The sequence below is a fragment of the Allomuricauda ruestringensis DSM 13258 genome, assembly GCF_000224085.1.
In the GTDB taxonomy this organism is placed as follows: Bacteria; Bacteroidota; Bacteroidia; order Flavobacteriales; family Flavobacteriaceae; genus Flagellimonas; species Flagellimonas ruestringensis.
Window position 1 is genome coordinate 2,418,895 of sequence record NC_015945.1, and the last position, 12,678, is coordinate 2,431,572.

14 protein-coding genes are annotated in these 12,678 nt (G+C 42.4%); 11 read left to right on the top strand and 3 right to left on the bottom strand.

Annotated elements, in window-relative coordinates:
* The first annotated feature begins 46 nt into the window (after positions 1–46).
* From rpmB to MURRU_RS10935, 8 genes are all read left to right on the top strand, one after another.
* A complete protein-coding gene (gene rpmB, locus MURRU_RS10905) occupies positions 47–274 on the top strand; it encodes a 50S ribosomal protein L28 (protein ID WP_014033525.1) in 228 nt (75 codons plus the stop codon).
* A 28-nt stretch (positions 275–302) separates the two neighbouring features.
* Positions 303–485: a 50S ribosomal protein L33 gene (gene rpmG / locus MURRU_RS10910; protein ID WP_014033526.1), complete on the top strand. Its 183-nt coding sequence runs from the start codon at positions 303–305 to the stop codon at positions 483–485.
* A 38-nt stretch (positions 486–523) separates the two neighbouring features.
* A complete protein-coding gene (locus tag MURRU_RS17625) occupies positions 524–676 on the top strand; it encodes a DUF4295 domain-containing protein (RefSeq protein ID WP_014033527.1) in 153 nt (50 codons plus the stop codon).
* Positions 677–849: 173 nt separating this feature from the next.
* A complete protein-coding gene (ftsY, locus tag MURRU_RS10915; protein ID WP_014033528.1) occupies positions 850–1,806 on the top strand; it encodes a signal recognition particle-docking protein FtsY in 957 nt (318 codons plus the stop codon).
* Positions 1,807–1,811: 5 nt separating this feature from the next.
* The gene (locus MURRU_RS10920) at positions 1,812–3,473 is read left to right on the top strand and encodes an amidase family protein (RefSeq protein ID WP_014033529.1); all 1,662 of its coding nucleotides are present in this window, start codon (positions 1,812–1,814) and stop codon (positions 3,471–3,473) included.
* A gap of 116 nt (positions 3,474–3,589) precedes the next feature.
* Entirely contained in the window at positions 3,590–4,891 is a 1,302-nt protein-coding gene (rimO, locus tag MURRU_RS10925; RefSeq protein ID WP_014033530.1) for a 30S ribosomal protein S12 methylthiotransferase RimO, read from the top strand.
* A 322-nt stretch (positions 4,892–5,213) separates the two neighbouring features.
* Positions 5,214–5,693 carry a DoxX family protein gene (locus MURRU_RS10930; protein ID WP_014033532.1) on the top strand — a complete coding sequence of 160 codons (480 nt, stop codon included), beginning with the start codon at positions 5,214–5,216 and terminating at the stop codon, positions 5,691–5,693.
* Entirely contained in the window at positions 5,690–7,306 is a 1,617-nt protein-coding gene (locus MURRU_RS10935) for a Gfo/Idh/MocA family protein (RefSeq protein ID WP_014033533.1), read from the top strand. The genes MURRU_RS10930 and MURRU_RS10935 overlap by 4 nt, the downstream gene beginning before the upstream one ends.
* Before the next feature lie 117 nt (positions 7,307–7,423).
* On the opposite strand, the gene MURRU_RS10940 is transcribed toward MURRU_RS10935, so the two are convergent.
* From MURRU_RS10940 to MURRU_RS10950, 3 genes are read right to left on the bottom strand one after another with little or no spacing between them, the layout of a single operon-like run.
* The gene (locus MURRU_RS10940) at positions 7,424–8,557 is read right to left on the bottom strand and encodes a serine hydrolase (protein WP_014033534.1); all 1,134 of its coding nucleotides are present in this window, start codon (positions 8,555–8,557) and stop codon (positions 7,424–7,426) included.
* Between the two features lie 10 nt (positions 8,558–8,567).
* Complete coding sequence (locus MURRU_RS10945; protein ID WP_014033535.1) at positions 8,568–8,825, bottom strand: hypothetical protein; 258 nt, start codon at positions 8,823–8,825, stop codon at positions 8,568–8,570.
* Between the two features lie 4 nt (positions 8,826–8,829).
* Complete coding sequence (locus tag MURRU_RS10950) at positions 8,830–9,282, bottom strand: SRPBCC family protein (protein WP_014033536.1); 453 nt, start codon at positions 9,280–9,282, stop codon at positions 8,830–8,832.
* A 117-nt stretch (positions 9,283–9,399) separates the two neighbouring features.
* Here MURRU_RS10950 and MURRU_RS10955 point away from each other — a divergent pair, with 117 nt between their 5' ends.
* Genes MURRU_RS10955 through MURRU_RS10965 form a run of 3 tightly spaced genes read left to right on the top strand, consistent with a single transcriptional unit; the run spans position 9,400 to position 12,623 of the window.
* Positions 9,400–10,281, top strand: a complete 882-nt coding sequence (locus MURRU_RS10955; protein WP_041801470.1) for a hypothetical protein — start codon at positions 9,400–9,402, stop codon at positions 10,279–10,281.
* Positions 10,265–11,665 carry a peptidylprolyl isomerase gene (locus MURRU_RS10960; RefSeq protein WP_245545034.1) on the top strand — a complete coding sequence of 467 codons (1,401 nt, stop codon included), beginning with the start codon at positions 10,265–10,267 and terminating at the stop codon, positions 11,663–11,665. The genes MURRU_RS10955 and MURRU_RS10960 overlap by 17 nt, the downstream gene beginning before the upstream one ends.
* Before the next feature lie 4 nt (positions 11,666–11,669).
* The gene (locus MURRU_RS10965; RefSeq protein WP_014033539.1) at positions 11,670–12,623 is read left to right on the top strand and encodes an AAA family ATPase; all 954 of its coding nucleotides are present in this window, start codon (positions 11,670–11,672) and stop codon (positions 12,621–12,623) included.
* Positions 12,624–12,678 lie beyond the last annotated feature (55 nt).

Consider the following 12,678-nt stretch of genomic DNA (forward strand, 5'->3'; position numbering starts at 1 on the left):
GGTATAAATTTGCAGCCTCAATAAAATCACTCAAATAGTTAGGGAGATGTCTAAAGTTTGTGAAGTAACAGGAAAAAAGGTGATGTTTGGAAACAACGTTTCCTTTTCTATCAATAAGACCAAAAGGAGGTTCGATGCGAATATCTCCAAGAAGAGATTTTATATTCCAGAGGAAGATCGTTGGATAACCTTGAACGTTTCTGCCCGTGGGTTGAAAATCATCAACAAAAAAGGAATCTCTGCTGTCTTGAAGGAAATCAATTCCAAAAAGTAAGTTGTAAAAGCATTATAAGTACAATACAATGGCAAAGAAAGGAAATAGGGTTCAGGTAATTTTAGAGTGTACAGAGCACAAAGAATCTGGTATGCCAGGTACTTCTAGATACATTACCACAAAGAACAAAAAGAACACGCCAGATAGGATGGAAATCAAAAAATTCAACCCTATCCTTAAGCGTATGACGGTTCATAAAGAAATTAAGTAATAGCTTTTTACAAAGTAAAAGGCAGAAAAACATAAGCCATGGCAAAGAAAACAGTAGCAACGCTTCAGTCATCATCCAAAAGATTGACAAAGGCCATCAAAATGGTTAAATCTCCAAAAACTGGGGCTTACACTTTTGTAGAGTCTGTAATGCCACCAGAAATGGTAAATGACTGGTTGAACAGCAAATAAGGAAAACTTCCTTGCACAATATAGAAGCCGCTTTTTAGCGGCTTTTTTATTTTTATGACTTTGTATTTTACTAACTTCGACTACAATCATAAGCGTAATCCGTCCCGATCAAATTTTGTATTAACAAAACTCCCCTTACTTTCCTATCTTTGACCATTAGCAAAGAACACAGGATGAGTCTATTCAAAAATATATTTTCAAAGGATAAAAAAGAGACCTTGGACAAGGGGCTCGAAAAATCCAAAACCACTTTTTTCGGTAAATTAGGAAAGGCCGTAGCGGGCAAATCCAAAGTTGATGATGAGGTACTTGATAGTCTGGAAGAAATCTTGGTAACTTCCGATGTGGGCGTGAACACCACCCTTAAAATCATTGATCGTATTGAAGAACGAGTGTCACGGGATAAGTACATGGGCACCGACGAACTCAACACTATCTTACGTGAAGAAATTGCAGGTTTGCTTTCTGAAACAAATTCAGGGGAGGATACCGAAATTACTGTCCCTAAAGATAAAAAGCCCTACGTAATTATGGTGGTAGGTGTAAATGGTGTGGGTAAAACAACCACCATTGGTAAATTGGCCCATAAGTTTAAAAGTAAAGGGATGAAAGTGGTGCTGGGAGCAGCCGACACCTTCCGTGCTGCCGCCATTGACCAATTGGAAGTATGGGCAAAACGGGTAGATGTCCCTATCGTGAAGCAAAAAATGGGCAGCGACCCCGCTTCCGTGGCATTTGATACCTTGAGTTCGGCGGTGGCAGAAAATGCAGACGTGGTTTTGGTGGATACCGCAGGCCGTTTGCACAACAAAGTGAATTTAATGAACGAACTATCCAAGGTTAAGCGAGTGATGCAAAAAGTAGTTCCCGACGCGCCCCACGAAGTACTTTTGGTACTCGATGGTTCTACGGGGCAGAACGCATTTGAACAGGCCAAACAATTTACCAAGGCTACCGAAGTGACCAGTTTGGCCGTCACCAAGTTGGATGGAACCGCTAAAGGTGGTGTTGTTATCGGTATTTCCGACCAATTCCAGATTCCCGTAAAATACATCGGAGTGGGTGAGGGCATCGAGGATTTACAGGTATTCAACAAATTCGAGTTTGTGGATTCATTCTTTAAATTATAAAAATTATGCTCAGATATTTCCTGTGTGCTTTTTTACTCATCGGATTCACCTCCTGTAAAGACAAAAATGCAGAACCCAGGGAAGAAGTTGTTCTTTGGACACCCTATAACGATTCCGCTGAGGTTGCTGCCAATGCAGAGCACGAGAACAAGAGGATGCGTTACAAGTTCATCCAAAGTAAAGTGCTGGACAAGAATGCGGTGTTTTTGCCCCTGTATGATGAAGTATCCCAGTTCACCGAAGCGCAATACGAAAGGATGAAACCTTTGGTCTTGGAACAGGATATTCCAACCATCCAAAACCATATTGATGAGGGAACTTTTACCTACGAAGATTTGGTATTGTTCTACCTACACCGAATTTATACATACGAACTGCCCAACACCACCACCCTCAACACGGTAATTGCATTGAATCCCAATGTGCTGGAAGAAGCCCGTCAATTGGATGAAAGCAAGGAGGCGCATCATCCCATTTATGGTATGCCCATTTTATTGAAAGATAATATTGGGACTGCTGAAATGAAGACAACGGCTGGTGCCATCGCACTAAAGGAAAACCAGACTGATGATGCTTTTATCGTAAAGCGCTTAAAACAGAAGGGCGCTCTTATTTTGGGTAAGGTAAACCTTAGCGAGTGGGCCAATTTTCTATGTGATGGTTGTCCCAATGGTCAAAGCGCCATAGGCGGACAAACCTTGAACCCCTACGGAAGAAGGGTTTTTGATACGGGAGGTTCCAGTGCGGGCAGTGGAACATCCACAGCGGCCAATTATGCCGTAGGTGCTGTAGGAACAGAAACTTCAGGGAGCATACTTTCGCCATCTAGCCAGAGTTCCGTAGTGGGATTAAAACCGACTATTGGTCTTTTGAGCAGGACGGGAATCGTACCTATTTCTAGTACCTTGGATACCCCCGGTCCCATGACCAAAAATGTAACCGATAACGCCATTCTCCTGGATGCGATGTTGGGCGAGGACGAAGCAGATTATAAATCAGTTAGTGCGGAACCTGGGATTTTATCCGCTTGGATGAACCCTGAACCTCTTCAACAAATTCGACTTGGTGTGATGACGAGCCTTGTAGAAAGAGATTCGATTTACGCTGCCAATGTAGAGGCCCTACGAGAGGCAGGTGCTCAAATCGTTGAATTTGAATCCGAAAATATTCCTTTGGAAGGCTTCACAACCCTATTGAATTTGGATATGGAACAGGATTTAACTGCTTATTTGAACGCTGAGGTGAAAGATAGGGATGCCGTAAAAGTGGAGTCCGTTGAGGATGTAGTAACGTTCAACAATAAAGATTCCTTGGTAAGAATACCTTATGGTCAAGCTCGTTTTGACGGTATTTTGGCTGATTCGACCACGTCAGCACAGTTTGAAAAAATAAAAAAAGACTTAAAAGCATCGGGAAGAGCCTTCTTCAACATAATGGAAGAAGAGCAGCTTGATGCCGTGTTGAGCATCAACAACTACCACGCCGGTTATGCGGCCGTAGCTGAGTATCCAGCCTTGACCGTTCCCATGGGATACAAAACCGATGGCGAGCCGGAAAGCTTGACCTTTATCGGGAAACCTTTTTCCGAAGCCCATTTATTGCGTATAGGAAAAGCCTTTGAAGCGTTGACCAAAGCTCGAAAAATACCAGAGGGCTATCAGGAGTAAAAAGCTTCGTATTGCTTTTATCTAATTACTACAAGAGTTACTACCTCTAAAATTATACACTAAAGTGATTGTAATGCTTTGTGTTATTGTATTTTTGCACTCCATTTTAAGGAACTATGCGCACAAAATCGCTCAAAAAAAATAAAATCAATGTGGTAACCTTGGGTTGTAGCAAGAATGTCTACGATTCCGAAGTGTTGATGGGACAACTGCGTGCCAACAATAAAGAGGTGGCCCACGAGGAGGAAGGCAATGTTGTGGTGATCAATACCTGTGGATTTATTGCAAATGCCAAGGAAGAAAGTGTCAACACCATTTTGGACTATGTACAGCGCAAGGAAGCTGGCGATGTGGACAAGGTTTTTGTAACGGGTTGTTTGAGCGAGCGTTACAAACCAGATTTAGAGAAAGAAATTCCAAATGTGGATGAATATTTCGGGACAAGCGATCTTCCCAATTTATTGAAAGCATTGGGTGCCGATTACAAGCACGAGTTGATCGGCGAGCGTTTGACAACTACACCAAAGAACTACGCCTATCTTAAAATTGCCGAAGGTTGTGATCGACCTTGTTCGTTTTGTGCCATTCCATTAATGCGAGGCAAGCACAGGAGCACACCTATTGAAGATTTGGTGGCCGAGGCTGAAAAGTTGGCCGCAAACGGCGTAAAAGAACTTATTTTGATAGCCCAAGACCTTACCTACTACGGTCTTGATCTTTACAAGAAAAGAAACTTGGCAGAATTGCTTCGAGCATTGGCCAAAGTCGAAGGGATTGAATGGATTCGTTTGCATTATGCATTCCCTACGGGTTTCCCGATGGATGTTTTGGAAGTGATGCGCAACGAACCTAAAATCTGTAACTATATCGATATCCCGCTTCAGCACATAGCGGATGCCATACTCAAAAGTATGCGTCGCGGTACCACGCAGGCCAAGACAACCAAGTTGCTGAGAGACTTTAGGGAAGCCGTACCCAAAATGGCCATTAGAACCACATTGATCGTTGGCTACCCAGGAGAAACAGAGGAAGACTTTGAGACCTTGAAGAAATGGGTGCAAGAAATGCGCTTTGAGCGTTTGGGTTGCTTCACTTACAGTCATGAGGAGAATACCCACGCCTACAATTTGGAGGACGATGTTCCCGAAGAGGTAAAACAAGAGCGCGCCAATATTATCATGGAAATCCAATCCCAAATTTCTTGGGAGCTCAACCAAGAGAAAATCGGGGAAACCTTCCGTTGTATCATCGATAGAAAAGAGGGGAACCATTTTGTGGGCCGTACGGAATTTGATTCCCCCGATGTGGACAACGAAGTGCTTATCGATGCCACAAAACACTACGTAAAAATCGGCGACTTTGTGAACATCAAGATTACGGACGCATCTGACTACGATTTGTTCGGTGAACCAGCCTAAGGGTTTTACTTAGGGCAATACTCTTCTTCTTATCATCAGGTGTATAATTTTTTAATGCACATGCCATGCCATGCGTAGCTTGTTGTGTCGTCCCAACATGCTTTCTTTTGTTGCCAGCCACTTATTAAAAGTCACGATTTTGATGTATATAAACAGAGACAATATGATCAACCCTTGAAAATGACATTCGTCATGGTATTTGGTGGTGGTGTTAGGTACTTTTAGTATTTCAAAATAAAAGAAGGTCAGATGTGTCATATCCCAATTCTTGATTTCTAAAACATTTAAGAAGCAACGATTATTTGCAATTAACTATATAACTATGAACCAAAATCAAAATAAGCTAAAAACAAGTGTTGCCCTGCTTCGCATTTTTATAGGGTGGCACTTTTTATTTGAAGGTGTGGTGAAGATGTACAATCCCGAATGGACATCGTTTGGGTATTTGGCAACCGCGCAAGGACCTTTTGAGTGGTTTTTTACCATGTTGATCGGCGATGCAACCATAGGTTGGGTGGATACTTTGAACATTATTGCCCTTATGGTAGTCGGGGTCACCTTTACCCTTGGAATTTTTGAAAGAATCGGGGCCATTGTGGGCATTGGTCTGCTGGCATTGTATTTCTTGGCCCATCCGCCATTTCCCGGTTTAACACAAATGAACGCAGAGGGAAACTACTGGTTGATCAATAAAAACTTGATTGAACTGGTGGCATGCATCGTAATCTATCAACTACCTACGGGCGCATATTTTGGCCTCGATTACCTTAGAAAAAACAAACTTAAAACTCAGGAACAATGAAATGGACTAGAAGAGACCTTTTACTAGGATTGGGAGGCCTGCCCATACTCGGAGCTGTATGGTGGGCAGGAGCGGCGACCTCCGTCGGGTCGAGAAATAAACGCTCGGAAATATTGGAACAACTCAATATAAAACCATCATTGCCAAATGCAGTTCCCGGAATCGGGGGAGATCCGGTTCGAATCGGAGTAATCGGTTTTGGTATCCGAGGGGAACAACTGACCAGGGCATTGGGCTTTGCCACGGACGAATGGAAAGAAGAAATGCGTTTGGAAGCCGAAGAAGACCCGAACAACAAAAGATTGGAAGATTTTGAAGCACAAGAAACACTTAATGTAAAACTGGTGGGTATTTGTGATGTGTTCGATGTGCGAGCTGAACAATTTATCAATTCATTTTCTACGGATGATAACCAAATAAAAAGATATTTGACCTACAAGGATATGATCCAAAGCGGCGATGTGGATGCCGTGGTAATTGCCACGCCAGACCACTGGCATGCCCCCATGTCCATCGAAGCATTGAACAATAATGTGCATGTGTATGTAGAAAAGCCCATGACACATACCGTTGGTGAGACCTATGCCTTGCGCGAGGCTGCAGAGAAATCCGATGCAATTTTTGCGGTAGGACACCAGCATCGGCAAACCTTGAGTTTTGGCACTGCCCGCGACATTGTGGAAAAAGGAACGCTAGGGCATGTGTCCTTGATCCAGACAAACACAAACAGGAACGACGACAACGGAGCTTGGAACTACGATATTCACGAAAAAGCCAGTCCCGAAACCATTGATTGGGAACAATTCTTGGGGTCGGCACCGAAGGTGCCGTTCAACAAAAATCATTTTTTTAGATGGCGTAAATGGTGGGCCTATGGTTCTGGCCTCTCTGGAGATTTGTTGACCCACGATTACGACCGCTTGAACTGCGTCCTCAATATGGGGATTCCTGCTTCGGTAAGTGCTTCAGGTGGAATTTATACTCATAATGATGGCCGAAATGTTCCCGATGTGATCCAAGTGAACATGGAGTTTCCCGATTTCAGTACAGGAAGCAGTCAAACCAAGGGCAAGGAAAAAGGAATGACCTTCTGCTACAGTGCAACTTTGGGCAATGGGTTTAACAGACCTACCATTTTAATGGGGCACGATGCCACTATGGAACTGGGCAATAGATTAACGGTTTGGCCCGATGGGGCGTCTACCCGATATGCCGATATGCTGAAAATGGAAAAAATGAGGCCTGACGTACCTATCTATCAATATGACCCGGCAGCGAATGCAACAGATGCCGTATCATCGGCTACATCGCAGTACTTTGCCGATAAAGGCCTAATGTGGACTTATATTGATGGGGTTCGTGTAGATTCTACCTTTTTGCACATGAGGGAATGGTTAAGTGTTATTAAAAACGGTGGAAACGTAAGCTGTGGCATCAAAGAAGGTTTTGATGAGGCTATTTCTGCCCACATGGCAGGTTTGTCCTGGAAATTGGGAAGGAAAATAGAATGGGATGCAGCAAGCCAAACCTTAAAACCGATTGAAGATATAGATTTTGACCAAGTACTCTTGGGTAACGAAAATTGGAACATGCAACCAGAAATGGTTGGATGAGGTTTCTTGATTTTTATGGATTCTAGTCCCGAAAGTGGGATATTGCCGAAAAGAATCTGATTCTTGGGTCAATGTCCCACTTTTTTTTAAGGCTCAAAGAGGGGTGAATTTTTCCAATCAACGTTTCCGACTTAGCTCATACTCGTAAAGTTCCCGGCCCAATTGTGCCAAAAATGGTATCCCTACTTCGTCGTATTCGTAGGCATCATCATTAAAAATACCGTCACTATTGACCAATATCGTTGCCGTGAGCATAAAATCAACATTGTTTTTGGTGTCCTTGATATAGGCGCAATCCGTTAGGGTGCCATAGGCGTATCCTACTTTATTGTATATTTTAATGTGTTTGGGCATGGGCTCGGTGCTATCGCCAAACATAAAAAACTTTACATAGCTGTCATAAAATTCATCGGGGTCATAACCTAATTGGGGCGGAAGCGTGTGCATGGCAGCCAACACAAACTCTTGTTGGCTTTCACTTAGGTTAAAACGTTGTTCCCTTGGGAATGCTTCAGGAAAGATGATGCGTTTTAAAAGCGCGGTTTGCGCCTCGATGGGATAGTAGTTTTTCAACGAAAAATCAAAAGGTCCCATTTGCAAAGATTCATCCGAAATAAAACCTTTTCCTTTTTTAACCCTATTCAGTACAAGTGGTTTTATGGGCGAATTTATAATGGGTTTACTCAATGAGGTAGTGGAATCGTTTAGGTAAAAAACCAATGGTTTTGTGGTTACGTCATCAGCATTGTCCGTAGATAAACGATGGGTTATTCGAATGGGCGAAACGCCTCCCCTTTGTATCCTTTCATTCAAGTCGTCTTGCCCTAAAAACTCTATCAATCGGTTGTTGGCGGCATTGTCCGAGACGGCAAAAATTTCTGAAATGGCCTTTGCGAATGTTGTGTTTACGGAATCACCTTCAACAAAAAACTGGGTGTTTAGGGAAAGTGAGTCAAGTTCGTTGAGTTTTTCCAGAGTGGCCACCGCTGCGGGGAATTTAACCGTGCTTGCAGGATAAAAATAGTTGCTTTTGTCAACCTGAAAATCGTAATCTGTAAAAATGATGCTGTCGTTCCTTCGGTCTATTTGGGTGTATCTTATTTGGACTTCATGTGCCTCCAGATTGTCCATTACCCTGCTAATTTTGGCATTCTCGGAAGAAAGCACTTGAATTAAAGGGTCGGTAGGTAAATTTTTGGAGCAGGAGGTTCCCAATACAAGCAAACTCAATATCCCAAGTCTGGATCTCATGAAAAAAAGATTAAATTTCTCCTGAATATACCTGGCCCCTGTGGGGTTTCAGAATTTCCCTTGCCTCCTTTAATTCAAATTCGGCCACGACCAAAAAAGCAATACTGTGGGTGGGACTATAATGTTCTACTCCGGAAAGGTCATGTTTTAATTCCTCTGCCTCTACGAATTCTTTGAGGTGTTTTAAATAGTGCTCGGCAACATGGGCCGCATTGGGGCCTCTAAAGTCCCAAATAATCTTGATTTTTCTGTCCAAAAGCTTTTCCATGGTTTTATGAGTCGGTTACGGATTTGCCAGTTTCGGCAAAGGATTTAAAATCTTGCATGTATTTTAGGGATTGTTTTTTAAACGCCCCAGGCATTAAAAGGCCCATAAGTTTCATGCCAAATCCCGAAAATTGGAATTCAGACTCGGAAATCCAACGTGTTTTATCCCCTTCTTCCTTAAAATAATTTTTTTGGATGTTGTGCACACCTTTGGTGTCGTAAATGGTGTGCAGTTCTTCGGGAAGGTTTCTTTTGATGATGGTCTCTACCATAGTAATTTCCCGTTTGCCCATTTTGTAACTGAGGCTCATTTGGGCACCTTCCTGTCCTGGGTTTTGGGATAGTTGTTCATAGTTGACAAGACCTCTTTGCCAATGCCTCATGTTTTCGGGCTCGTCCATCTTTTTGATGAATTCTTCCCTTGGGACATCAACAACAATTTCGGTAGTGTACTTCATGTTTGGTTTGGTTTTGCACTAATGTAGCAATTTCTGGCATCTATCTCCAACTAAAAAAATCTGTTAATGAAATTAGAACCTTCTTGTAAGGGATTTTGTAATTGTTATTTTTGCGAAATGCTTAAGCACCAAAAAAATACGCCTTTCCTTCTTTGCACTTTTATTGCAATCCTCGTTTCTTCTTGCGAGGGCATGTTCAACAAGGAAGAAAAAAAGGAACCTTTGGCAAGGGTGGACGATACTTTTTTGTACAAAGAGGACATTGCTTCCTTGATCAGGGACGATATGACAGCGGAGGACAGCACCATATTTGTGACCAATTACATCAACAATTGGGCATCGAAGCAATTATTGTTGTCCAAATCAAAAATAAATCTGCCCGAAGAAAAGTTGGCCGAATTTGACCGTTTGGTGGCCGATTACCGAGCCGACCTCTATACAAGGGCTTACATAGAGGCATTGGTGAACCAATCTCAGGACACCTCCGTTACCAAGGCACAGCTACAGGAGTTTTACGAGCGGGAGAAAGAGAACTTTAAACTGAACGAAAAATTGGTGCAGCTCAGGTTTGTGGGCATGTCCGAAAAGTTTTTGGACAGGGACGGTGTAGAGGCCAAAATAAAAAATTGGGACGATTCGGATAAAAGGTATTTGGATTCCATTGCGGTACAGTTCAAGAAAATTCATTTTAACGATTCTATTTGGATAAGTGCATCGCGAGTAATCGAGGAGATTCCGCCATTGACACAGGCAAATGAGGAAACCCACTTAAAAAAATCACAATTTTTTGAGTTACAAGATTCGTTAGAGGTATATTTGGGCTTGGTGACCAATGTGTTGGAAGTCAACGAAACAGCTCCTTTTAATTATGTGGAGCCGGACATCAAACAATTGATATTGAACAGGAGACGGTTGAACTACGTAAAAAAACTGGAAACCGAAATTATAGATGAAGCTATTAAGAAGAATGAATTTGAGGTTTATGACAAAGAAAATTAAAGGACTTTTTATTGCATTTTTTGCATTGTTAGGAGTGGTCCAAGCGCAGGAAGCCGATGAAGCATTGGGTGTAAAAGATTCCACAAGTAACACCAAAAAAGTAAAATTGGATGGTATTGCCGCCGTGGTCGGGGATTACGTAATTTTGGAATCGGATATCGATAAAACATTGATCGATCTTCAAAACCAAGGGGCATCCACCCAAGATGTTACCCGTTGCGGGCTATTGGGCAAGCTTATGGAAGACCGTTTGTATGCGCACCAAGCCGTACAGGATAGTTTGTTGGTGTCCGATGATATGGTAAATGCCCAAAGTGATCGACAGATACAACAGCTTACCCAACAAATCGGTAGTGTTGAAAAAATGCTCAGTTATTACAAAAAGCCCGATATGGAAAGTTTCCGTGAAGAACTTTTTGAAATCAACAAACTGCGTATGCTCTCCGAAAAAATGCAAGGCAAAATTGTTGAAGAGATTGAGGTGACCCCGGAAGAAGTTCGCCAATTTTTCTATAAAATTCCAGAAGATGAAAGACCTGTTTTTGGAGCAGAACTGGAAATTGCCCAGATTGTAAAACAGCCCGAAGCACCTGAGGAGGAAAAACAAAAGGTCATTGACCAGTTAAAGGAAATCCGCCAAGATGTTTTGGAAAATGATGCAAGCTTTAACGTAAAGGCAATTTTGTATTCACAGGATCCAGGTTCTAAATCCAAAGGAGGTTTCTATAGCATGACGAAAGAAACTCCGTTTGTCAAAGAATTTAAGGATGTAGCCTTCAGTCTTCAGGAAGGGGAGATATCAGAGCCCTTTGAAACAAGTTTCGGCTATCATATTATCTATATAGAAAAAATCCGGGGACAAGAGTTGGATTTGCGTCACATCCTCATGATTCCGGATATTCCCCAAAGTGCTATTGATAAGGCCGTAAATGAATTGGACACTATCCGTCAACAAATTTTGGACGGCAAATACACTTTTGCCGAAGCAGCCCTGAACTTTTCAGACGAAAAAGAGACCAAGTTCGACGGTGGATTGCTCCGTAACCCGGTAAACTTTGATTCCCGTTTTGAGCTGACTAAAATGGATCCAACACTATACAATCAAGTTAGAGATTTAAAAGATGGGGAAATATCACGTCCCATTCGTGAAGATGATCAAAGGGGAGGAGCTCCCAAGTTCAAAATTATGAAGATCTCCAACCGTTATGATGAGCACGAGGCAGATTTCGCAAAAGACTACATGAAAATCCAGGAACTGGCACTAAGGGAAAAGCAGTTCAAGGCCATTAAAGAATGGATGGACGAACATATAGAGGATACTTATATCCATGTAGACTCCGAAAGTAGGGACTGCGATTTTGCAAACAACTGGGTAAAGGAATAATTGTATGTCGGATGTAGTTGCAGTAGAAAATCTGGTAAAAAAACACCAAGATTTAAAAAAAGAGATTGCCAAAGTCATTGTGGGCCAAGATGAAGTGATCGAACAAATACTACTATCCATTTACACAGGAGGCCATTCTTTGTTGATAGGTGTTCCCGGTCTGGCAAAAACCTTAATGGTCAACACCATTGCACAAACGCTGGGGCTTGACTTCAAAAGGATCCAGTTTACCCCGGATTTGATGCCCAGCGATATTTTGGGCAGCGAGGTACTGGATCAAAACCGAAACTTCAAATTTATAAAGGGACCTGTTTTTGGTAATATCATTCTTGCGGATGAGATCAACCGTACACCGCCAAAGACCCAAGCAGCTTTACTGGAAGCCATGCAGGAGAGAGCGGTGACCATAGCGGGGCAACAGCATAAGTTAAACCTGCCCTACTTTGTTTTGGCTACCCAAAACCCGATAGAGCAAGAAGGTACCTACCCATTGCCCGAAGCCCAATTGGATCGTTTTATGTTTGCCATAGAGCTAAAATATCCGTCCATAGAAGAAGAAATCCAAGTGGTGAAATCCACTACTACGGATGATGAGGTTCAGATAAACACACTTTTCAATGCCGACGAGATAATCGAAGTACAGCATTTGGTAAGACGTATTCCCGTGCCGGACAATGTTGTGGACTATGCCGTAAGGCTGGTCAATAGAACAAGGCCAGATCAAGATGGAGCGTCCGATTATGTAAAAAATTATATTGATTGGGGAGCAGGCCCAAGGGCATCACAGAACTTGGTTTTGGCTGCCAAGGCCCATGCAGCCATCAATGGTAAGTTCTCTCCGGACATCGAAGATGTTAAAGCAGTTTCCTTGGGAATCCTTCGCCACAGGATACTAAAAAACTACAAAGCTGAGGCTGAAGGCATCAATGAAGAAAAAATTATCACGGAATTATTGTAAAAAATAAGAAAGTCAACACTTATTTAGTACGATTCTAATTCCAAATTACTTCTCA

What these genes read in the sequence shown, in the direction of transcription:
- rpmB (WP_014033525.1), top strand. Translation starts at nt 47, where the DNA reads ATGTCTAAAGTTTGTGAAGTAACAGGAAAAAAGGTGATGTTTGGAAAC.
- rpmG (WP_014033526.1), top strand. Translation starts at nt 303, where the DNA reads ATGGCAAAGAAAGGAAATAGGGTTCAGGTAATTTTAGAGTGTACAGAG.
- MURRU_RS17625 (WP_014033527.1), top strand. Translation starts at nt 524, where the DNA reads ATGGCAAAGAAAACAGTAGCAACGCTTCAGTCATCATCCAAAAGATTG.
- ftsY (WP_014033528.1), top strand. Translation starts at nt 850, where the DNA reads ATGAGTCTATTCAAAAATATATTTTCAAAGGATAAAAAAGAGACCTTG.
- MURRU_RS10920 (WP_014033529.1), top strand. Translation starts at nt 1,812, where the DNA reads ATGCTCAGATATTTCCTGTGTGCTTTTTTACTCATCGGATTCACCTCC.
- rimO (WP_014033530.1), top strand. Translation starts at nt 3,590, where the DNA reads ATGCGCACAAAATCGCTCAAAAAAAATAAAATCAATGTGGTAACCTTG.
- MURRU_RS10930 (WP_014033532.1), top strand. Translation starts at nt 5,214, where the DNA reads ATGAACCAAAATCAAAATAAGCTAAAAACAAGTGTTGCCCTGCTTCGC.
- MURRU_RS10935 (WP_014033533.1), top strand. Translation starts at nt 5,690, where the DNA reads ATGAAATGGACTAGAAGAGACCTTTTACTAGGATTGGGAGGCCTGCCC.
- MURRU_RS10940 (WP_014033534.1), bottom strand. Translation starts at nt 8,557, where the DNA reads ATGAGATCCAGACTTGGGATATTGAGTTTGCTTGTATTGGGAACCTCC.
- MURRU_RS10945 (WP_014033535.1), bottom strand. Translation starts at nt 8,825, where the DNA reads ATGGAAAAGCTTTTGGACAGAAAAATCAAGATTATTTGGGACTTTAGA.
- MURRU_RS10950 (WP_014033536.1), bottom strand. Translation starts at nt 9,282, where the DNA reads ATGAAGTACACTACCGAAATTGTTGTTGATGTCCCAAGGGAAGAATTC.
- MURRU_RS10955 (WP_041801470.1), top strand. Translation starts at nt 9,400, where the DNA reads ATGCTTAAGCACCAAAAAAATACGCCTTTCCTTCTTTGCACTTTTATT.
- MURRU_RS10960 (WP_245545034.1), top strand. Translation starts at nt 10,265, where the DNA reads ATGACAAAGAAAATTAAAGGACTTTTTATTGCATTTTTTGCATTGTTA.
- MURRU_RS10965 (WP_014033539.1), top strand. Translation starts at nt 11,670, where the DNA reads ATGTCGGATGTAGTTGCAGTAGAAAATCTGGTAAAAAAACACCAAGAT.